Origin of the sequence: Endozoicomonas sp. SCSIO W0465, assembly GCF_023716865.1 — a bacterium.
Lineage (GTDB): Bacteria > Pseudomonadota > Gammaproteobacteria > Pseudomonadales > Endozoicomonadaceae > Endozoicomonas.
The window spans coordinates 2,770,855-2,790,733 of sequence record NZ_CP092417.1; the positions used below are offsets into that span (position 1 = coordinate 2,770,855).

22 protein-coding genes are annotated in these 19,879 nt (G+C 47.6%); 11 read left to right on the forward strand and 11 right to left on the reverse strand.

Going from position 1 to position 19,879, the window contains the following annotated elements:
• Positions 1-159: 159 nt before the first annotated feature.
• Positions 160-609, reverse strand: coding sequence for a BCCT family transporter (locus tag MJO57_RS12080; RefSeq protein WP_252025579.1), 450 nt, complete (start codon positions 607-609; stop codon positions 160-162).
• Between the two features lie 385 nt (positions 610-994).
• Positions 995-1,948 (reverse strand): LpxL/LpxP family Kdo(2)-lipid IV(A) lauroyl/palmitoleoyl acyltransferase, encoded by a 954-nt coding sequence (gene lpxL, locus MJO57_RS12085; RefSeq protein WP_252025581.1) that lies wholly within the window; start codon positions 1,946-1,948, stop codon positions 995-997.
• Between the two features lie 104 nt (positions 1,949-2,052).
• Between lpxL and minC the strand changes: the two genes are divergently transcribed.
• Genes minC through minE form a run of 3 tightly spaced genes read left to right on the forward strand, consistent with a single transcriptional unit; the run spans position 2,053 to position 3,959 of the window.
• On the forward strand, positions 2,053-2,847 hold the full coding sequence (gene minC, locus MJO57_RS12090; protein ID WP_252025582.1) for a septum site-determining protein MinC: 795 nt from the start codon (positions 2,053-2,055) through the stop codon (positions 2,845-2,847).
• Positions 2,848-2,895: 48 nt separating this feature from the next.
• The gene (gene minD, locus MJO57_RS12095) at positions 2,896-3,711 is read left to right on the forward strand and encodes a septum site-determining protein MinD (protein ID WP_252025584.1); all 816 of its coding nucleotides are present in this window, start codon (positions 2,896-2,898) and stop codon (positions 3,709-3,711) included.
• Positions 3,708-3,959, forward strand: a complete 252-nt coding sequence (minE, locus tag MJO57_RS12100) for a cell division topological specificity factor MinE (protein WP_252025586.1) — start codon at positions 3,708-3,710, stop codon at positions 3,957-3,959. The genes minD and minE overlap by 4 nt, the downstream gene beginning before the upstream one ends.
• Positions 3,960-4,218: 259 nt before the next feature.
• Here the strand turns inward: minE and MJO57_RS12105 are convergent, their stop codons facing one another.
• Together MJO57_RS12105 and MJO57_RS12110 are read right to left on the reverse strand one after the other, a co-directional pair.
• A complete protein-coding gene (locus MJO57_RS12105) occupies positions 4,219-5,436 on the reverse strand; it encodes an MFS transporter (protein ID WP_252025588.1) in 1,218 nt (405 codons plus the stop codon).
• A 528-nt stretch (positions 5,437-5,964) separates the two neighbouring features.
• A complete protein-coding gene (locus tag MJO57_RS12110) occupies positions 5,965-6,687 on the reverse strand; it encodes an epoxyqueuosine reductase QueH (RefSeq protein ID WP_256493282.1) in 723 nt (240 codons plus the stop codon).
• Between the two features lie 289 nt (positions 6,688-6,976).
• Between MJO57_RS12110 and MJO57_RS12115 the strand changes: the two genes are divergently transcribed.
• Together MJO57_RS12115 and MJO57_RS12120 are read left to right on the forward strand one after the other, a co-directional pair.
• Positions 6,977-7,831, forward strand: coding sequence for a redoxin domain-containing protein (locus MJO57_RS12115; protein WP_252025592.1), 855 nt, complete (start codon positions 6,977-6,979; stop codon positions 7,829-7,831).
• Between the two features lie 28 nt (positions 7,832-7,859).
• On the forward strand, positions 7,860-8,888 hold the full coding sequence (locus MJO57_RS12120) for a 1-aminocyclopropane-1-carboxylate deaminase/D-cysteine desulfhydrase (RefSeq protein ID WP_252025594.1): 1,029 nt from the start codon (positions 7,860-7,862) through the stop codon (positions 8,886-8,888).
• Between the two features lie 68 nt (positions 8,889-8,956).
• Here the strand turns inward: MJO57_RS12120 and MJO57_RS12125 are convergent, their stop codons facing one another.
• Positions 8,957-10,234: an IS4 family transposase gene (locus MJO57_RS12125; protein ID WP_256491593.1), complete on the reverse strand. Its 1,278-nt coding sequence runs from the start codon at positions 10,232-10,234 to the stop codon at positions 8,957-8,959.
• A gap of 136 nt (positions 10,235-10,370) precedes the next feature.
• A complete protein-coding gene (locus MJO57_RS12130) occupies positions 10,371-10,673 on the reverse strand; it encodes a hypothetical protein (protein WP_252017332.1) in 303 nt (100 codons plus the stop codon).
• A 207-nt stretch (positions 10,674-10,880) separates the two neighbouring features.
• Here MJO57_RS12130 and MJO57_RS12135 point away from each other — a divergent pair, with 207 nt between their 5' ends.
• Complete coding sequence (locus MJO57_RS12135) at positions 10,881-11,921, forward strand: IS1595 family transposase (RefSeq protein WP_252020281.1); 1,041 nt, start codon at positions 10,881-10,883, stop codon at positions 11,919-11,921.
• Here the strand turns inward: MJO57_RS12135 and MJO57_RS12140 are convergent.
• Positions 11,918-12,256: a hypothetical protein gene (locus tag MJO57_RS12140; RefSeq protein ID WP_252025596.1), complete on the reverse strand. Its 339-nt coding sequence runs from the start codon at positions 12,254-12,256 to the stop codon at positions 11,918-11,920. The genes MJO57_RS12135 and MJO57_RS12140 overlap by 4 nt on opposite strands.
• On the opposite strand from MJO57_RS12140, the gene MJO57_RS12145 reads away from it, so the two are divergent.
• Together MJO57_RS12145 and MJO57_RS12150 are read left to right on the forward strand one after the other, a co-directional pair.
• Entirely contained in the window at positions 12,255-12,521 is a 267-nt protein-coding gene (locus MJO57_RS12145) for a DUF6444 domain-containing protein (protein ID WP_252025598.1), read from the forward strand. The two genes, MJO57_RS12140 and MJO57_RS12145, sit on opposite strands and share 2 nt — an antisense overlap.
• A gap of 164 nt (positions 12,522-12,685) precedes the next feature.
• The gene (locus MJO57_RS12150) at positions 12,686-13,138 is read left to right on the forward strand and encodes a transposase (protein WP_252025600.1); all 453 of its coding nucleotides are present in this window, start codon (positions 12,686-12,688) and stop codon (positions 13,136-13,138) included.
• On the opposite strand, the gene MJO57_RS12155 is transcribed toward MJO57_RS12150, so the two are convergent.
• Positions 13,093-14,619: an IS66 family transposase gene (locus MJO57_RS12155; protein ID WP_252025602.1), complete on the reverse strand. Its 1,527-nt coding sequence runs from the start codon at positions 14,617-14,619 to the stop codon at positions 13,093-13,095. The two genes, MJO57_RS12150 and MJO57_RS12155, sit on opposite strands and share 46 nt — an antisense overlap.
• On the opposite strand from MJO57_RS12155, the gene MJO57_RS12160 reads away from it, so the two are divergent.
• Positions 14,618-14,782 carry a hypothetical protein gene (locus tag MJO57_RS12160; RefSeq protein WP_252025604.1) on the forward strand — a complete coding sequence of 55 codons (165 nt, stop codon included), beginning with the start codon at positions 14,618-14,620 and terminating at the stop codon, positions 14,780-14,782. The genes MJO57_RS12155 and MJO57_RS12160 overlap by 2 nt on opposite strands.
• Complete coding sequence (locus tag MJO57_RS12165; protein WP_252025606.1) at positions 14,755-15,459, forward strand: isocitrate dehydrogenase kinase/phosphatase-domain containing protein; 705 nt, start codon at positions 14,755-14,757, stop codon at positions 15,457-15,459. The genes MJO57_RS12160 and MJO57_RS12165 overlap by 28 nt, the downstream gene beginning before the upstream one ends.
• A gap of 33 nt (positions 15,460-15,492) precedes the next feature.
• On the opposite strand, the gene MJO57_RS12170 is transcribed toward MJO57_RS12165, so the two are convergent.
• A complete protein-coding gene (locus MJO57_RS12170) occupies positions 15,493-16,065 on the reverse strand; it encodes an alkylphosphonate utilization protein (RefSeq protein ID WP_252025608.1) in 573 nt (190 codons plus the stop codon).
• A 145-nt stretch (positions 16,066-16,210) separates the two neighbouring features.
• Positions 16,211-18,292, reverse strand: a complete 2,082-nt coding sequence (locus MJO57_RS12175; protein WP_252025610.1) for a pentapeptide repeat-containing protein — start codon at positions 18,290-18,292, stop codon at positions 16,211-16,213.
• A 101-nt stretch (positions 18,293-18,393) separates the two neighbouring features.
• On the opposite strand from MJO57_RS12175, the gene MJO57_RS12180 reads away from it, so the two are divergent.
• Entirely contained in the window at positions 18,394-18,618 is a 225-nt protein-coding gene (locus tag MJO57_RS12180) for a hypothetical protein (protein ID WP_252025612.1), read from the forward strand.
• Between the two features lie 125 nt (positions 18,619-18,743).
• Here MJO57_RS12180 and MJO57_RS12185 read toward each other — a convergent pair whose 3' ends face one another.
• On the reverse strand, positions 18,744-19,637 hold the full coding sequence (locus MJO57_RS12185) for a LysR family transcriptional regulator (protein WP_252025614.1): 894 nt from the start codon (positions 19,635-19,637) through the stop codon (positions 18,744-18,746).
• Positions 19,638-19,879 lie beyond the last annotated feature (242 nt).

Here is a 19,879-nt window from a genome sequence, read left to right on the forward strand (position 1 = left end):
GGGAGGATGTTTTCTGCCTGCTTTTCGCGTTTTTCTCCAATATCCGTCCCAGATTAGAGAAAAAAAGGGAAGAGTTTTTGCGGCTCTCTGGAATTTCAGGAAATATCAAAACGAACGTACAATCTAATTATGATTGCCTGATGCGTTTTTGGACGAGAACTAGATACACCAGGCAACCGGCCCCCAGTGGAAGATACCGTAAGTGGCTGCCCAGCGAACCGCCTCTTCACTGCCCGGCTCAAGCTGAAAAGGCGGTGACTGATAATAGTAGGCCCACTCAATACAACCCCAGTAGAGAATACTGGCACCGATACCACCACAGAACAACATGGCCGCCCAGGAGGTGGTCGAATACTCCGGCTGCTCATTAGCTTCACCCAGCTTGATCTGGCCAATATCGGAAAATACCACGTAGGTCATAAACACCACGGCGGCCAGGCCCAGTCCCAGGTAAAGCACCCCCATTGTGTCCGTCATAAAGGTTTTTGCGATGGCAATCCAGTGAGCGCCCTCATCCGGAAACAGTGCCAGCGGTATAACCACCGAGATCAACAAAATAACCGCACCAAAAAAGGTCGGCTTATCAACAAGCTTAAAATGCTCTTCCATAATCTTTGGTCTTCAAGAATGAACAGCCGTTGCAGCTGTGAAAACAATAATTATCAGTTGTGTGCAAAAAGGGATGTTAATTTTTTCGGCGATATGCTCATCGTGAGCATCATGCCTGATATGCCATTCCAACCGGTCATTTATGCACCGGAGTTACCGAAAGGATAATAAGCATAAAGACCTACAAAATCTACGGAAATATCTATTATTGAGCAGATTAAATACGGAAAGAGGTAGGCAGCAGGACAGGTTTATTCTGTTTGATCATCTTGCAAGCTGTATGAGAGTAGCGCGTGACCGGGTGCCCCGTAGCGAGGAGGTCAGAAAAAGGAATTTCAGGAAAGGCGATTTCTGGACACTCAATCACTGAGCATCCAGACAGGAATCAACCCCGGTAAAAGTCAGCCTCACCCTCCGGGCGATTTTTAAACCGCCGATGGAGCCACATATACTGCTCAGGATGCTCACGAATTCGCTGCTCAACGAACTGGTTAACCTGAAGCGCATCCTGGTAGTCATCACCGGAAGGGATGCCTTCCAGGGCAGAATAAAGGTGAACGTCGTAGCCTTTGGCATCATCAAGGCGAGTCACCGTCATGGGAATCACTTTAGCCTTTCCCGCTTTGGCAAGGCGGGAGGTACTGGTAATCGTTGCGGCGGGAATACCGAAGAAAGGCACAAAGCGTCCATTTTGGATGCCATAGTCCTGGTCTGGAGAATACCAGACGGTTCTGCCTGACTTTAATGAGCGCAGCATGCCACGAACATCCCGCCTTCTCAGCAACTGACTGCCAGGATCAAAACGATGCCTTAAGCGACGCTGAACGTATTCAAAGACCAGATTCCCATGCTCTCGATAAGTGGCATCGACGCTGTGGCGCTGGGTAATCAAGCGACCAGCCAGCTCTATGGTGGTGAAATGCATCACCATCAGGATGGTGCCATCATCAGACTGCAGGTTTTCCAGACCTTGATAAGAAACGATCTTCTCCAGCCTGTCTGAAGGCCACCACCAGGCAATGGTAACCTCCATAATACCGATGCCTACCGACTCAAAGTTTTTCTTCAGCAGTGTTTCTCTTTCATCCTGACTCAACCCGGGAAAACATTTCTCCAGATTAACCCGGGCAACATGAACACGGTCACCCGCCACATGGTAACTGATACGTCCCAGCCATCGTCCCAGTTGGACAATCCAGCGATAAGGCAATAGTGAAGGTATAAAAGTTAACCCGATACCCAGCCAGGTAAGCCAGTACTTCGGGTGCAGATATGACCGGTGAAAAACATCGTCTTCACGGGCATCAGCCTGCGGGTGCATATCAGGGTTTCGCAACATATAGATTAATTCAATACTTGTATCTGATCGTTGATTTCTCTACGCTACAACTTGTTGTATAAAAAGCTGACCATTTAATCTGCTGCTTATCAAAGTTGTACGTTATGACCCTTCAACTGCAAACCGGTACTGCCGCTGCAGCTTTCAAGATGACCGGTGGTATTTATACACTGACTACTCTTGAATTGCATTCTACCAATCCAGTGGAGATTACCAACCAGCTGGAGAGCATGACCCGTAAGGCGCCCAATTTTTTCCAGCAGACGCCGGTTATCATCGCCTTCGACCAGCTTGGCCCGGAACAACCGCCGATTGATCTTTACCAGCTGCGACACAAGCTCCAGCAGTTTGGCCTGATCCTGATCGCTCTTCGTGGCGGTCATGAAAACCATAAACAGGATGCCATGATGGCAGGTATCCCCTGGCTTCCGCCCCCAAGGCGACGAAACCCGAAAGAAGAACACTTTGCTGATCATGTAGACACCAATGTTGTTATCATGCAGAAATCCCGTACCACCAGTACCCCCGAAGCAGAGACTGCAAGCCAGACGCAAACGACACCGGTGATACAGAAGACCACCCTGATAGAGCACCCGATCCGCTCTGGGCAACAGGTCTATGCAGAGGGTGATCTGGTCATTACCAGTCCGGTCAGTTCCGGTGCCGAACTTCTCGCAGGCGGCAATATACACGTCTATGGTCCATTACGCGGTCGAGCATTGGCGGGTGTCAATGGCAATACTGACGCCCGTATATTCTGCTTGCAGTTTGAAGCCGAGCTTATTTCCATCAACGGTCAGTACAAGATGCCCTCAGCATCCAGTAACGGTGATCCTCTCTGGGGAAGCAGCGTAACCGTATCCCTTGAGGTGCAAAGCTTGCACATAAAGAAACTTTAAGAAATACTGAACAATAGTTCAGTTCTTGATTCATGACAGGATTTCACCTTGGCTCGTATTATTGTTGTGACTTCTGGAAAGGGTGGCGTCGGAAAAACCACCACCAGTGCTTCCATTGCAACAGGATTGGCTCTTAAAGGTCACAGGACCGTTGTCATTGACTTTGATGTAGGCCTCAGAAACCTGGATCTCCTGATGGGGTGTGAGCGACGTGTCGTATACGACTTCGTCAACGTAATTAACGGTGAGGCTGAGTTGCACCAGGCCCTGATCAGGGATAAACGCACAGAAAATCTATCCATTCTGCCAGCGTCGCAAACCCGGGACAAAGAGGCCCTGACTCACGAAGGGGTCGAAAAAGTCCTGAACCAGCTGGCAAAAGACTTTGAATACATCATCTGCGACTCTCCGGCAGGTATCGAACACGGTGCCCTGATGGCACTCTACTTTGCCGATGAAGCCATTATTACCACGAATCCTGAGGTGTCATCCGTCCGGGACTCTGACCGTATACTGGGTATTTTGCAGAGTAAATCCCGGCGTGCTGTTGAAAACCTTGAGCCCGTTAAGGAGCATTTACTGGTTACCCGCTACAATCCTGATCGGGTAACACGAGGGGAAATGCTCAACATTCAGGATGTCGAAGAAATTCTGGCGATACCACTGATTGGTGTTATTCCTGAGTCCGCCTCAGTCTTGAAAGCCTCCAACCAGGGTGTACCCGTAGTATGCAATACCGACAGTGATGCCGGTCAGGCATACAACGATGTGGTTGCGCGCTTCCTTGGTGAAGACATACCACACCGTTTTCTTGAACCCACCAGAAAAGGGTTCTTACAGCGCATGTTTGGAGGAATAGGATGAATCTTATGCAGCTATTCCGCTCACGCAAAGAAGACAACAGCGCCGCGATTGCCAAGGAAAGGCTGCAGATCATAGTAGCCCACGAACGGAACAGTCGAAGTGGGCGTGATTTTCTGCCAGCTATGGAGCGGGATATTCTTCAGGTTATTCAAAAATACATTGAGATCCAGCAGGAGTGCATTGACATCAAGCTGGACTCTCAGGATGGTTGCTCTATCCTCGAGGTCAATGTACAGCTGCCGAACTGACGGCAGCTAACCACCTCCAGCCCCCCGTCATCTTGATGAGCCACTGCTGATAGAAAAAAATCATCGCGCTCAGAGATCTGACCTCTGGATCCATTCGTTGTAATGATTTCGCCGTTGCCATAAAAAATCTTCGATCGGAGGCTTTCGCAGATTGGTTGCCAATTTGATGAAACGGATGTAGTCAGCTGAGCGCCAGAATAAGAGATGTTCAGTTTTCTAATCGAGGGTTCGGGCAGCCATGCTGCCCGAAAGGTCAAGATCAGGGGTTGGCTGGCTCTTCTGTATCCAGTAACTCCTCAGCATCAGAACGAGGGTCAATCTGGGCAACAATGGGCGTTGTGCGGGGTACTGGAATAAAGTGCTGCTCTTCGCTGGTATAGATCGCAGGACGGTAAGCCATACGAATCAGGAAGAAGATACCGGTAGCACCCATCACGGTAATGAAATACAGCATCAGACCTTCTGACATATGACCCATAAACAGTGATGCGAAGATCGGGCCGATACACGCGCCAAAGCTGTAGGCCAGAAGCAGTCCCTGGGTTCCTGCAACAATATCATCCGGGTGCATATGGTCACACCCGTGGCTGATGGCCAGTGGGTAGAGTGTGAAGGTTGCACCACCAAACAGAAATAACAAGGGATAATACAGCCAGTGCCCGTGGGAACTGAGGATGAGGCCGAAGCAAACGGTACAACCTGCCAGGGCGACCAGTATCAACATTTTACGCCGATCGATAATATCGGAGAGGTAACCCACTGGAAACTGTAGTGCCATTCCGCCAATCATAGTGATGGCGAGAAAGATAGCTACGGAGTGATCATCGCTGCCGCTGAGGTCGGCCAGGTAAATGGGCAGCATTGAATACAAACCGCCCAATACCAGACCACCGGCAAAACAGCCGAGCACCCCGGAGGGTGTCAGTTCGAAAAGCTTTCTGAATCCCAGCGAAGAGGCTTCTTCTATCTCTGGCGTTGGAATTCGGGTCATTGCCGGTGGGAAGATCGACAATGACAATAAAATACCGATCAGGATAAAAGGCGTCAGGCTACTACTATCGAGGAAGCCGACAAAAAGCTGTCCAATGGCATTGGCTCCATAGAGGGACACCATGTAGAAGGACAGGACCCTGCCGCGGTTGGAGCTGTCACTTTCACAGAGAAGCCACGACTCAACCACAACAAATATGCCGGCAACTGCCATACCATTAAGGAAGCGCAGTACTAACCAGCTGGTGGTATTCTCAGACAGCGCAAGACTTAATACGGTGGCGCAGAGCAACGCCATAAAGCAGGCGAAAGAGCGAATGTGGCCCACCCGGCAAACGATACTCTCTGAGCGAAATGACCCTGCCAGCAATCCCAGGTAGTAGGCGGTACCCATCAGACCGGCCATAAAGTCATTGCCATCTGTCGCGTTGATTCTCAGGGGAATCAAAGTCGTCAGGTATCCGCTGGCCAGGGCGAAAATAAACATGCCTGACAGTGGCGCAACAAAACGTATCATAGTTTGTAGCCCGATAACGGTGTTAACAAGTAAAGAAGATGAGCGATTTATTCCAGGTTTTATCGGCCTGACAGGAAAACGGAATAGAAAATCCCGACAGGAATTATAGATGCTCGCAGAAACGCTCCGGTTTCGATAATTATGGTCCAGAATCCGGTATTTTGATGAACTCTTCACTGCAGGATAGGGGAATGTGATCTGATACATCGCAGGAAAAATTCTTAAACATTCCGGATCACGGGTTGCACAATACAGCTTTATTCAATTGAGCCCGATTTCCCGGTTGGATAGTAATACCAATGCCTTCGGGTATCCATAGGAAGGTGATGGTGATGGCATAATTTTTTTTCAGTTTACTCAGCCGACTTGATTCTTTCGCTATAAAACACAGACAAGTTAAAAACACCCATTATTGCGAAGCACCAGAATGGCAATCAGGGGCAACAGAGTCTGTGGGTAGATGATCATATTAATCATTATTATTTTTGGGGGCGGTCTTCAGGAAGATTTAGCAATGATTGCACAGTCGCCGTCCTGCTCCGGTGCCTCTTTACTCTGCCCGTAAAAATTCACCAGTCTTTTGATTCGGCTGCGTCCTTGAGCCATTCGGTATCGGTTGGTATCCCTCAGGCTGTATACGCAACCACAGTATTCCTGTTGATAGAATGCTTCCCGTTTGGCAAGCTCGATCATTCTCTGGCTGCCCCCTTTTTTGCGCCAATTGTAAGTCCAGTAGGAGACGTCGGGGTAATGCCCTGCCGAGCGTATACCACAGCCATTGATCTGTTCCATGTTCTTCCAGCGTGAAATACCCAGTGTGCTGGAGATGAGCGTAAAGTTGTGCTCATAAGCATAAAGAGCGGTTCGTTCGAATCGCATATCAAAACAGGCGGTGCAGCGTTTACCCCGTTCCGGCTCATTTTCCATGCCCCGGGTGCGTTCAAACCAGTTTTCCGTATCATAATCAGCATCAATAAACGGAATATTAAGCTTGTCGCAGAACCGTTTGTTTTCATCCTTACGAAGCTGGTACTCCGCTACTGGGTGGATGTTCGGGTTATAGAAGAAAACGGTTTGTTCAATGCCAGAGGCTTTAATCGCTTCCATCACTTCACCGGCACAGGGGGCACAGCACGAATGCAGCAGGATTTTCCGGGTGCTGTCAGGTGTATTCAGGTGAGGACGTTGATAATGATCAACAGAGAGAGGGTTATGTTTCATGGCAACCGTACCGGTCTGAGATGCACAGTGGATATACAACCAATAAGTTTAGAAGATGTGGTGGTTTGGTGTGGGCATTTCATGTAAGAGGGCGAGATCAATGAACCATAAGTCCAGTTGATGACACCCTATTTATTATTATCTGAAATTTCACCCGCTATATTTCGGTACCAAAGTATCTAAACAGCATTGAAGTCTGCTACTAACCTCATTTCACTGACGTTCAGGTTTGTAGTCAGCAGGCCTGATCAGTTCAGTCGGAATCCGGACTTATTGATGGTGATTGGTCATGAAATATATTGGTAGAACGTCCCGGGAGAGAGGATGCAGTAGCAAGCCTGCCTGTTTGTTACTGCTCATTACTCTGATGGTTGGCAGCTTTCAATCCGCTTTGTCCTGGGGGCTTGTGCTCGGTGATATAGCCCCTGACTTTAAGGCGCGTCTTTCAACAACGGACCAACCGGTATGGTTCTATGACTGGATACAGGGTGAGGGGGGGCGGTATACCGTATTGTTTTCTCACCCCCAGGACTTCACGCCAGTCTGTACAACAGAGCTGGCAGAAGTTCAGAAACTGATGCCCTCTTTCAAAAAAAGAGGGGTGAATGTGATTGGCCTGAGTCTTAATACTGCCGAGACGCATCAGCAGTGGCTGAAAGACGTTGCAGCCGTTGCTGAAGTTGCTGAGATCGAGTTTCCTCTGATCGCTGATGTCCAGCTTAAGGTGGCCAAACTGTATGGTATGTTACCATCGAAAATCAAAGGCGGTTTACCTCGCAGCGCTGAAGAAAATAAAACCGTTCGCTCGGTTTTTATCATTAACAACAAAACCAAAGCTATTGAAGTTGCCTGGACCTACCCGATGCAGATTGGGCGCAGCTTTGATGAGTTGTCCCGGGTGCTGGATGCCCTTGATGAAATAGCCTGGCAACAGGGCGAGATAGCGACACCGGCAAACTGGCATAAAGGGGATGATGTTATCCTGGCACCGGGTGTTGATAGAGAGCACTTCGCTGAGAAAGACCTTCCTACCGGAAAGTCCTATATGAGGTATGTTCCCGCGCAAATTCAGGGCGAGGTTAAGGGGGAAGAGCAAGCTGCAGTCATGTTGCAAGCGCTGGAGGTGATGCCGTTGGAAGAGTAAGGTCAGGAAGTGATGTGCAGGGATTGGCTTGATTTTCATCGGTTCAGCAGGAATATTACCCATTCCGGGTAATATTCCTTCTTTTGTTGCTTTCAGTGAATTTTCAGAAACCCATATGGTATGCGAATCTATTAATGTATTGGATAAGACGGTTCCTGTTCAGTCAGTGCATACCGGGTGGCTATACGAAGCGGGTGTATCCCTTGATATGTTGCGTCTGGATCAACTTGATCCCGGCATCAGTGGTAATAAGTGGTATAAACTGAAACACAATCTTATCGCGGCACAGCAGGGGGGCAAATCCAGCATTCTCAGCTTTGGCGGCGCCTGGTCCAACCACATTCATGCACTGGCTGCGGCGGGTCACCGGTTTGGCATGTCCACCATTGGTATTATCAGGGGGGAGCCGGGCAAATCACTGTCAGCAACGTTGAGCGATGCCGTTAATTGGGGAATGCAATTACACTTCCTGTCCAGAAGTGATTATCGTCGAAAAACTGAGCACGGCTTTCTCAATCATCTTTTATCACAATTAGGCTTGTCAGCGCAGGATGTGCATGTTGTGCCCGAAGGCGGGAGTAATTTTCTCGGTGTTCAGGGTTGCCGCGACATTCTTGCAGCAGGAGGAGTCTCTGCCGGAAGCTATGATGAAATCTGGCTGGCTTGCGGGACGGGAGCCACTCTCTCAGGGGTAGCGCTGGCTGCGGCAAAAGACATGCCGGAGGTGCAGGTCACCGGTGTTGCCGTTCTTAAGGGGGGCGATTTCCTGCGCAACGCTATCGATAATCACACGATTCAATCATTGCCTAACTGGAGACTGTTGACGGACTGTCATCATGGGGGCTACGCTCGTACTACAAAAGCGCTGCTGTCGTTTATAAAATCGTTTGAGAATGAGACGGCAATCCCTTTGGATCCGGTATATACCGGCAAAGTGATGTTTGCCATATGGCGGTCACTGGCTGAAAACCGGATGCAAGATCTTCCTTGCCGGGGCAGGCGCCTATTGATGATTCATACCGGTGGGCTTCAGGGGCGGCGCGGTATAAAAATATAAGCATAAAACAATGTAAAATAACAATGTAAAAAATAACGGGACAGTAATGAATACTCTTAAGGTAGACATTAAGCTCCACCCACTGCACAGAAGCCTAATCTTGTACGCCCTGAACAACCATCCCGTGCAGGGTGTTCTCGTTTCGCATTATTTCCCCAGAAGTCCAGTAGCTTTTTAATGCATGAGACCAATGACTTTCCTGCATTTATCAACGATGAAATCACATTACCAAACAGGTGAGTCCCACTTTTCATCACCTTGTGCGTCGAGATTTCCTCAATGCTCCCACTTTCACAGAGGTTCGCCTGTGCAGCATGGGCAAGGTACCTTTTCAACGTCACAACCACAAAGGACATCAGAATCAGGCTAAACACCAGTGTCGCTGATTTGGTGTTAAAACGATGCCACCCTGAATAGGATTTGATCTCTTTGAAAATCAGCTCTATCTGCCACCGTAGACGATAGGCCTGGAGCACATCACTCAAGGTGAACTCCACCCGGTTCAGGTTGGTCACAACGAAAACCCACTTCTGTTTTTTGTCATTCCAGCGGACAACCAAGCGGAATGGCCAGGCTTTGAATCCCGGCCATTCTACATCCAGGTCGAGGCACTGGTCTTTGGGGAAGCCAGACAGTACATCCTTCAGTTTTTGTCCTTTGTAGCGATTGAGATTCTTGCCATCCTCCCGTACCGCGCTGAGTATCGTCGGGTTGATACTCTGAGGTGCCTTGCAGATAAAAGAACCCTCCCTGTCATCAATAGCGGCAAAGAGTTCCAGCTCAAAATAACCGGCATCCATTAGCATCAGGATATAGGCCATGGATGTTGGCAGTGGTGGCAGACAGTCTCTTTCTGAACGGGTATCTTCAGTCAGCTGCACCCGCACCAGGTTGTTGGTGAGAAGATCCATTGTCGTATGAAGCTCGACGGCAGCAGGACTGACCGTTGAGAACCTGCCGGGAAATGCTTCTTTCAGGGCATCATAGACAGCTTGTGACGAACCGTCCTGAATCAGAATGTGCTCAAACTCTGAAAATGGACTGTCTTCATCAAACGCCATGACTTTGCGGGAAAATATTTCCAGACACTGCACCCATAGCCACAGGATAAGAGTAGGCAGCGCGTCCTTTTTAGCTTGATTTGCCCAAGAACGATAAGAGACATTCAGCCCCGTCAACTCGTTAAATTTACGGTGTAGATCCGCCTGGGTATCGCAGTTTCCATCACCAGCGAGGGCATCGATCAGTGAGAGGATAAAATCCAAAGGACGGATATCTCGCTGTCGTATAGTAAAACCAAGCTGTTCCGCCATACTTAGGAGTTCTGACCGGTCGAAACAGGTCAACAGTTTTTTTCAACTAATCTACTATTTGCAGTACTCATCTTGTTCAGCCATTGATAATGGTTTCGAAGCTTTATTGTGGCTGTTCAAGGTGGGTTCTGCCGCCGGAAACGAACCTTTTTTGAGCTTAATGTCTACCCTAAGAGTAGCCTGTAGCCTCCTCATAGGTCATATAGACAAGCAGAACTTTATTATCCTTGGCCATTTGAACTTGCTGTGGATGCAAGGCAGTATCAATCAAGAATACCGTAGTTGCTGTGTGCAGCATGGGCGTTGTAGAGCTATCAAATGAGTATGTCCTTATGTCCTCATCTGGATCATTTGCAATAATTTTTATAATTTTATCCGCAAGCCTATTACATGCTGTTTCATCTCCAACGAAGTTCAGCTTCGTGCCTTTCCAGTCGTCAGGGGTGATGTTGTAATAATTAACCTCTGTCATTTACAGCCGTCCTTTAATCGTTATGGTGGGTACTGTCTGAGCGTTATTCGCAGCGCGGATACGAATGCCGGTAAGTTGCCCTGAATAATTGATGACTAAGTTCTTGGTAAAGAATTTCTCTCTTACTACAGAAGAGCTGTAGGCTAAGTTACCGTTAATGGTTGAATCAGCTAAACTCCCATAAAATCTACGTTGTAGGGGAGTGATATGCAATCTGAACTCTTCCAGAATTTTATTGATTCCATTTCAACATTAACCAGTGAACAGCGAGACATTCTTAACAACTCGCTCCTTAGTACTCAAATAGAGGTTACCGAGGTAGTAGAAACCACTGACTCTGAACCTGTTTACAGTGAATCTATACCCAATAACGATAATGCAACACCTGACGTAGAAAAGAGCATACTTGCCCAATTTGCCGAAAACCCCAGGTGCCCCAAATGCAAAAGCCATAGCGTTGGTCGCTGGGGCATACGAAATGGCCAACAGCGCTACCACTGCAAGACTTGCGACTCAACGTTTAACGCCTTTAGTGGAACGCCTTTGGCAAGGCTCAGGCACCCTGAAAAATGGAACAAGTACCTCGCAGGTATGACTCACTCTATGGTCTTGCGACCAGCTGCTGCTGAGAATGCCATTGACTTGAAAACTGCGTTCCGCTGGCGTCACCGCTTTCTTGAAGTGATTAATAATGATCAAGCAGAAGAGCTTTGTGGCATTACTGAGCTTGATGAAACATTTTTCCGTGAATCCTTCAAAGGGCAAAGAGAAGGCCTTCCACGGCCAACCCGAAAGCGGGGTAATGATCCCAACAAAGCCCGAAAAGTCCCGGTAATGGTGGCTCGGGACCGTAATCGAAATACCGTTGACGGTGTATTAGAAAACGAAAGTGCTAATGAATTGTGCAGGCATTTAAATGGCCGCATATCGATACAGGCCACGGTCTGTGCGGATGCACACCTCGCTCACGAAAAACTTGCTGACAAGCTTGGATTTGTCTTCAAGGAGCTGGTGACATCAGCAGGTCAACATGTTGTTGAAGGCATCTACCACATCCAGACTGTAAATTCTTATCACAGTCATTTAAAACGCTGGATTGGCGGCGTATTCCAAGGGGTTGCAACTCGTTACCTTCCCCATTATCTGGCCTGGAGGCGAGAACTGACGGCAGCAAAAAAATTAACTGTTGGCCGGTTGATCAGCAGAATTACTGAACATTGGTGCTTCCAACCATTAACGGTAACTTAGCCAGAGCTGTATGTGTGGCAAACAGGGTCTGAACCGGGATGAAACTGAGTGCAACACGTTCTCTTGGCTGTCCCCATTACATCACGGACTGAATCGTAATCAGTCCTTGGATTCCAGGCGCCCAAAGCGGTTATAGACCCATCTTTGGTAATGCCTTCTATGACAAAGGTGGATGGGTACTCGGTTCTATCTGTACAGGGAGAACCTGACCTGCAGTCGTTCAGAGACCAGCTCAATAAATATTGTAACTGTTCAGCACCCCCACATAAATCTGGAATTTTCTGATTTTTATACCATCCTCTTAAGCACCATTTTTCCACAATATTCGCCAGCATGATTCCAGAACTACCCGCAACTATGTCGGCTGAGATTCTCTTGAAAGAGAATGCAGAGCTGCGGATGAGAGTTGCCTGTCTGGAAGAGCGATGTCGAGAATTGGAAGAAAAGGTTGGCAAGAACAGTCAAAACAGCAGCAAGCCGCCATCGTCTGATGGTTATCAAAAACCTTGTAAAAACAGTAATTCTCCAGATCATTCTGACGACCTTTCCGCAGATAAGGTACCGATCCATCGGATGAAAAACCCAATCCTAAAAGTCTGAGACAGTCTTCTGGTAATAAAGCCGGTGGAAAGAAAGGGCATCAGGGCACTTGTCTTAAACAGGTCGATATCCCTGACTATATTGAGTACCTTCCGGTTAAAGAATGCAATAAATGTCAGGCGTCTCTTCTTGATAGTGAGCCGGTCAAATATATTGAACGACAGGTGTTTGAACCAGGGAGACCGGGTGAATTTGAAGTAACGGCCCATAGAGCTGAAGTAAAAATCTGCACTTGTGGTTGTCGGAATCAGGCTGAATTCCCGGAAGGTGTTACCGCTGCCGCACAATATGGCTCAGCCACACAGGCTATGGCCGTCTATCTTAACCAATACCATTTCCTGCCTTTTAAGCGCGTGTCAGAGTATTTTAATACTCTCTATAAAATGAGTGTAAGTGCAGGCACTGTCGCCAATTTTGTGGCCAGAACCTATGAAAATCTGGCTTCTACTGAAGAGGTTATTCGTGACGCCTTGCGGGAATCGTCTGTTGCCGGAGCCGATGAAACGGGTATGCGGGCCGAGGGCTCTTTGCACTGGCTACACGTTATGCGGGATGAACAATGGACGCTCTACTACTTGTCTGGTAATTCAGCACTGAGCAAAGGCATATTACAGTAATTCCGAACAGCTCTATGAAGTGATTGATATATGTCCATTCCCTGTTTTCTGGCAGACGACAAATAGCTGCGAATCCGTGCAAACATAGAACCACCGTCTGCACTCCTGAAGCAGCCTGAGATTTTCTGCTTTAACTTGGCCATTCGAACATCCCGCTCACTGCCATTGTTATCGAAGGGAATGGTAAAATCTGACATGAAGCGCAGTGTCTCAGCCTTGAACTCAGTGAGTCGTTTGAAGAGATTGTAAGCTTTAGTATTCTTGACTTTCTTGCGCTTAAGCTCCTCTCGTTGCTTCTCCATATAGACGACTTCTTTCATTAGAGCCCGCTGAAGCAACCGGTCATAAATCTTCTCGATTCGTTCACAGACAACACTTGGCATCTGTAGCATACCTATGGTCTTAAAGCCCTTGCAGTAATGCCAGGAAAGCCTCAGTAGCTTCATCAATCGCAACGCCAGTTGATTGCTGTCCCTATCAACAACACCCAAAAGCTCCCTCAGGTGATGGGCATTGCAAAGTACGTGAGTTGCCGCATATGCAAAATAGGATTTCCAATGATCATGAACCAGAACGCCTGCAAATGTTAGCAGTATGCCCATCGTGTCCATGGCCTCACGACCTCGCTTTTCAGACAAGTAGTAGAGCGTCCATTGTTCATCCCGCATAACGTGTAGCCAGTGCAAAGAGCCCTCGGCCCGCATACCCGTTTCATCGGCTCCGGCAACAGACGATTCCCGCAAGGCGTCACGAATAACCTCTTCAGTAGAAGCCAGATTTTCATAGGTTCTGGCCACAAAATTGGCGACAGTGCCTGCACTTACACTCATTTTATAGAGAGTATTAAAATACTCTGACACGCGCTTAAAAGGCAGGAAATGGTATTGGTTAAGATAGACGGCCATAGCCTGTGTGGCTGAGCCATATTGTGCGGCAGCGGTAACACCTTCCGGGAATTCAGCCTGATTCCGACAACCACAAGTGCAGATTTTTACTTCAGCTCTATGGGCCGTTACTTCAAATTCACCCGGTCTCCCTGGTTCAAACACCTGTCGTTCAATATATTTGACCGGCTCACTATCAAGAAGAGACGCCTGACATTTATTGCATTCTTTAACCGGAAGGTACTCAATATAGTCAGGGATATCGACCTGTTTAAGACAAGTGCCCTGATGCCCTTTCTTTCCACCGGCTTTATTACCAGAAGACTGTCTCAGACTTTTAGGATTGGGTTTTTCATCCGATGGATCGGTACCTTTATCTGCGGAAAGGTCGTCAGAATGATCTGGAGAATTACTGTTTTTACAAGGTTTTTGATAACCATCAGACGATGGCGGCTTGCTGCTGTTTTGACTGTTCTTGCCAACCTTTTCTTCCAATTCTCGACATCGCTCTTCCAGACAGGCAACTCTCATCCGCAGCTCTGCATTCTCTTTCAAGAGAATCTCAGCCGACATAGTTGCGGGTAGTTCTGGAATCATGCTGGCGAATATTGTGGAAAAATGGTGCTTAAGAGGATGGTATAAAAATCAGAAAATTCCAGATTTATGTGGGGGTGCTGAACAGTTACAGTCATCAAAGATCATTTCGCCCCTCCTAAAGATATCAGCAAGGCCATGGTCAAGGACCGGTACTACCTGGTGAAAACCCATGACCGGGTAGGGCGGATGGCCGATACTCAAGAGTACTCCAACCTGATACTGCCCCGTTGCCGGTTCAGTGAGGCGTTATTGGCTGAGTTGCAGCAGGTAGCCCCCTCCACGGTCATTGTCTATGACGATAAGGTGTTGATTCGCCACTTGTATACTGAGCGGCGAATGATGCCCATGAATATCTATGTTGAACGGCTGGTGGAAGATGGTAATGATCAGGCATTGGAAGCGGTTCTTGATGAGTATGGCCGGGCGATAAAAGAGCTTGCGGCTGCCAATATCTTCCCCGGAGACATGCTGTTGAAAAACTTTGGAGTGACTCGCCACGGTCGTGTGGTTTTTTATGATTATGATGAGATTATCTATCTGACCGAGTGTCGTTTTCGTGATATACCGGAAGCGCTTTATCCGGAACAGGAGATGTCAGCCGAACCCTGGTATTCAGTCTCACCCGGCGATATTTTTCCGGAAGAGTTCCCGGTTTTTCTGTTTCCCGATCTGGCGATCCGTCAACGGTTTACCCGTCTTCACGGAGACCTTTTTACTGCCAGTTACTGGCGGAGTATTCAGCAGCAGATTGCGCAGGGCCGGGTAATGGACGTATTGCCATACAGTCCTGCGCTGCAATTGAAAAACCTTCCGGCCAACAAGCCCGTCAAGGGTAAATGAGGAAGAACCGGTAACAGGCTCTTCTCCGGGTGTTCAGGCTTTTTTCAGGTATTTGGTCAACAGAACAATTCGGACGCCATTGACACGGCCCTCGATCTGTTCAGGGTTGCCGGTCAGCGCGATGTTTCGCACAGCGGTGCCGCGCTTGGCAGTAAAGCCGGCACCTTTGACCGGAAGATCCTTGATCAGCGTCACCGTATCGCCAGCATTCAATACGCTGCCGTTGCTATCCAGAGTCGGTGTTTCGGATTCTTCGCTGCTCAATCCGGACTCTGCCCACTCACGAGTCTCCTCATCCAGGTACATCATATCCAGCAGGTCCTGTGCCCAGCCTTGTGATGACAGGCGATTCAGAAGGCGAAATGCCATGACCTGAACGGCAGGAACCTGGCTCCATACACTGTCATTCAGGCAGCGCCAGTGATTGCTATCCATTGTGCTTGGTTGGTTAATCTGATCAAGGCAGTTGTCACAAACAAGAATGCTGTGATCCGGGTTGGCAGCATCACTCTTTGGCGGAACAGGATAAACACGCAGGTCATTTTTTGAATTACAAAGTTCACATTGAGCGCCGCTGCGCTCCATCAATGTCTGTTCAGTAGTCATAGGAGGGAGTATTTGACCAATTAGAGGGGGGCATAGTATGCCTGTGTTTTCTGAAATCGCCAATCAACGTACTTTATTCCACCAAGACACGGTCATTTCCATGTGGAGCAGCCACGGTTCCTCTCCTTGCTGAAATCCACAAAATTCATTGTGAATGTGAAGTGTTTGGCATCACGGCTTTTTTCGGGTCAGCTGGCAACCCGGAACTGATGTGGCCTGTATTCAGGCTATCAGAGCCCTGAATCAGGGCATCACCTGCTGTGAAAGTCACACCGGTGGCTTTGATTTTTTCAATGAGTTGCCTGGATTTCCAGGAACTCTGACCCCATATTGCTGTTTTCTGACAGTCTTTTTCTGCAAACAGCTCCAGTGTACCCGGAATGACTTTGTTCATCTCAAACGCTACGTTGGAAGCTTCTTCATAGTGCCCGTAGTGAACCAGTATATCCAACTGGTGTAGCCAGCAGTTGAAAATAACATTTCTTCCAATGTAGAAAAGATTAAACGAATCCCCCTCACCATAGTGATCCAGGGCAATCCTCGTGACACCTTCCAAAACCACCAGCGCGGATGTCAGGTATTCTTTATTGCGTAACCCAATGGTTGCTGCTGTCTTACATATTGTTGGCAAATGGGCTTGCTTGTTATGGATATCATCCTGATTGTTGACCAGTTGCAAAAGCATGTTCATGGCATCCCGGTCTTCATGGTGTTTAGCCAGGGTTTTTGCCATCCATGTCAGGATTCTGATGTTTTTTGTGGCTGTGCTTTTTATGTCTTCCAGTACTGAACGCCAGTCGAAAGCCGGGCCTGCTTTACGCAGGGCGATAATGGCTGCGTTAAAGAGCAAATTGTGATTAGCGCTATTATCCCCGGGGTTGTCTGTGACTCTCCAACCCTTCTGAAAGCAGGCAACCGCTTTCTCTGCCAATTGTGCTTTTCCTTTCTGGTTATCTTCATCCAGCTTGTCGGCGCTCTCCAGGTATGATTCCCCAAGCAGCCAGAAATCATCGATCTCCATGCGCTGTCTGTGTATGAGCTCCTCATAGACTGCTTCAGCTTCTTCCCGGCGTCCGCTGGCCAACAACATTCTGGCCCGTGCCCTGATGATCTGCGCAGCCTGATCGTCATTTGTTCTTTTGCTGTATTCAGCCAGGGCCCCGGAAAGCAAGTCTATTGTTTTAGATGACCGATCATTATCGAAAGAGAGGTATTCAATGTCGCCAAAGTCCGCATAGGTCAATGTGGTTTTATTAAGGTCACAGTAGGTAATGCTGCATTTGCCGAGGCAGGCTGCTGTGAGGTCGGCTCCGGAGAAGTCACAACTCAAGAATCTTGACCCGGTAAAGTCGGCGTTGGACAGGTCGCAGTTTCTAAAGCTTGCATCCTGAATGTATATTTCCGGAAAAGATGCCCCTCTGAAGGACATGCCAGAATAATCACATGGGCTTTTGGAAAGGTTTAACTCTTCTCTGAGTCTTTTGTTGTCAGCTATATCTGAGGAGGGTAATTCAGCCCCCTTTTTGAATACCACATCATCCATATTGTATAGGTTGCCACTGGCAAGATATGGGTTGTTTTGAATGACTTTTCTCAGCTCTTCGGGGCTGCTGAGTTGTTTGATTAACTCCTGCCGTGATGGCTCAAGAATCGAACAGGGTGAGCCAAGCCAACTTGCCAGCAAATTTAGCATGTCATCAGGAATGAGCCGGGCCAACTCCGGTTTGCAGCAACCCTTGAGAATGCTCTGGAGATGCTGATCCTTGAGGTTCGGCTTGCCGCTGCGATTGCAGACATTCAGCTTTTGTAACATCTTGGCCTGATGAATCGAACAGGGTGAGCCAAGCCAACTTGCCAGCAAATTTAGCATGCCGTCAGGATTGAGCCGGGCCAACCCCGGTTTGCAGCGACCCTTGAGAACGCTCTGGAGATGCTGATCCTTAAGGTTCGGCTTGTCCTTGTGATTGCGCTTTTGTAACAACCTGGCTTGGTGGGTCTGCTTTTTTAATGTCAATCGAGAGCCGGTCTCATATTGCTTTAAAGCTTTTTTCAGCTGTATTTTATCAACACGGTTTGCTGACGGTGACGATGGGCGATTTGATGACGTCATACATAGATAATCCAGGTATTGATACTGCAGTTCAGCCATCTGTTGTTGAGCTTCAATTTCCTGCTCTGCCGTTTCCAGGCCCTCTAAAAGATCCTGACAAAAAGAATTCATAGTCATAGTGGTAACTTTTCGTCGATCTATGTTTCTTGGTTCTGGCATATGGCCAGTTTTCGCGACGGAAAGTAGGTGGGGTGCTATTACAACCTGACTTGCCACTGATGATTGAGCTGATGATTGAGCTGATGATTGAGCTGATGATTGAGCTGATGATTGAGCTGATGATTGAGCTGATGATTGAGCTGATGATTGAGCTGATAGTTGAGCTGCAGAAGTGCCTGTTGTTGCAAAGGTTTGCGTCATCCTATGGGGTGCGATTTCCATATCGTTATATCTCCAATGTAAATATACGATTTTTCTTATGCTTATCTGATAGACAACTTTAAATCCGAAAGTGCAAAAAATGAGCTGACTGATCGGTAAGAATACCTAACAATTTCTCATGACCGACATAGTCGGCCATGAGAATTGGTAATCTGAATTTTCGGTCACCCTGAGAATGATCTGGCAATCAAAACTTGAACTGAGCGTTAAGCAGTTTTAAAAACTGCCGGACTCCCGGCATTTGCGCAGCAAATTCGGAGTAATATACGCCGCTTTGAAAACTGTGAATCGGCTTATCCATAGGAATAACTTTCAGACCCTTGTCTGACATGGGCTTAAGTAATTGATGGGGAATATACATCAGGAAATCATCTTTCTGCATCTGAGATAAGGCATTTTCCAGAAAGGCTGTATGAAGGCTGACTTTAGCTGGCCCCAGCCCATGCTTATAAAATGTTTCATTAATATGCCAGACGTAATTATCGGAGTGTTGATAAATAATCCACCGATACCCCTGAAGCATGGAAAGAGTGACTGAATCCTGCTGGTGCAGTTTATGTTCAGGTCTGGCAACCACAACAAACTCTACCGGAATAAGCGGTTTACAGGTTAATGCCTGAAATATTTCACCTTCATAACCAACTTTACCCAGTACCAGATCCAGTCCCCCTTTTAATAGTTCCGGTACGTTGCTGGCAACTGTACCTGCTTTTACCCGGACTTCCGCTTCAGGATTCAGGTCATAAAACTGGTCAAGCAGTGAAGAAATATAGAGTTCTGCCCACAGATTATCCGAGCCAATTCTTAAACGGATATTCTGCCCGGATTTCATGGCATTTATTTCTTTCAGGGCAAACTGATACTCCATATCCATTCGATTAACCCTGCTAAGAAAAACGCTACCTGATTTTGTCAGTTCCACTCCCCGGGGCAGGCGTTTGAACAGTTCAACGCCCAGTTGTTCTTCAATTTTTTTGATACTCCGGGTCAGGGCTGGTTGAGAAATATGCAACTCATCACAGGCCAGAGTAATATTTTGACACTTTGCAACGACTTGAAAATAATAAAGATTTTTATCCATCCCTGTTTTTCAGCTCCCGAACTGAATAATAAACGTCAATTTCATACAGATTATCATATTGATTGAAACAGTCCGTTAGCCCAGATCAATTCCTAACGATATTTTCAGGGAGTACTTGCAATCAGATGTGACAGATCATTATAAGAAGTTGGATTTATTGATTAACGTCAAGAGTTTAAATGATAACTTCTGTACAGATTGTGATTGCTTTATCAAGCACCTGTCTATGCTGCAATAACATC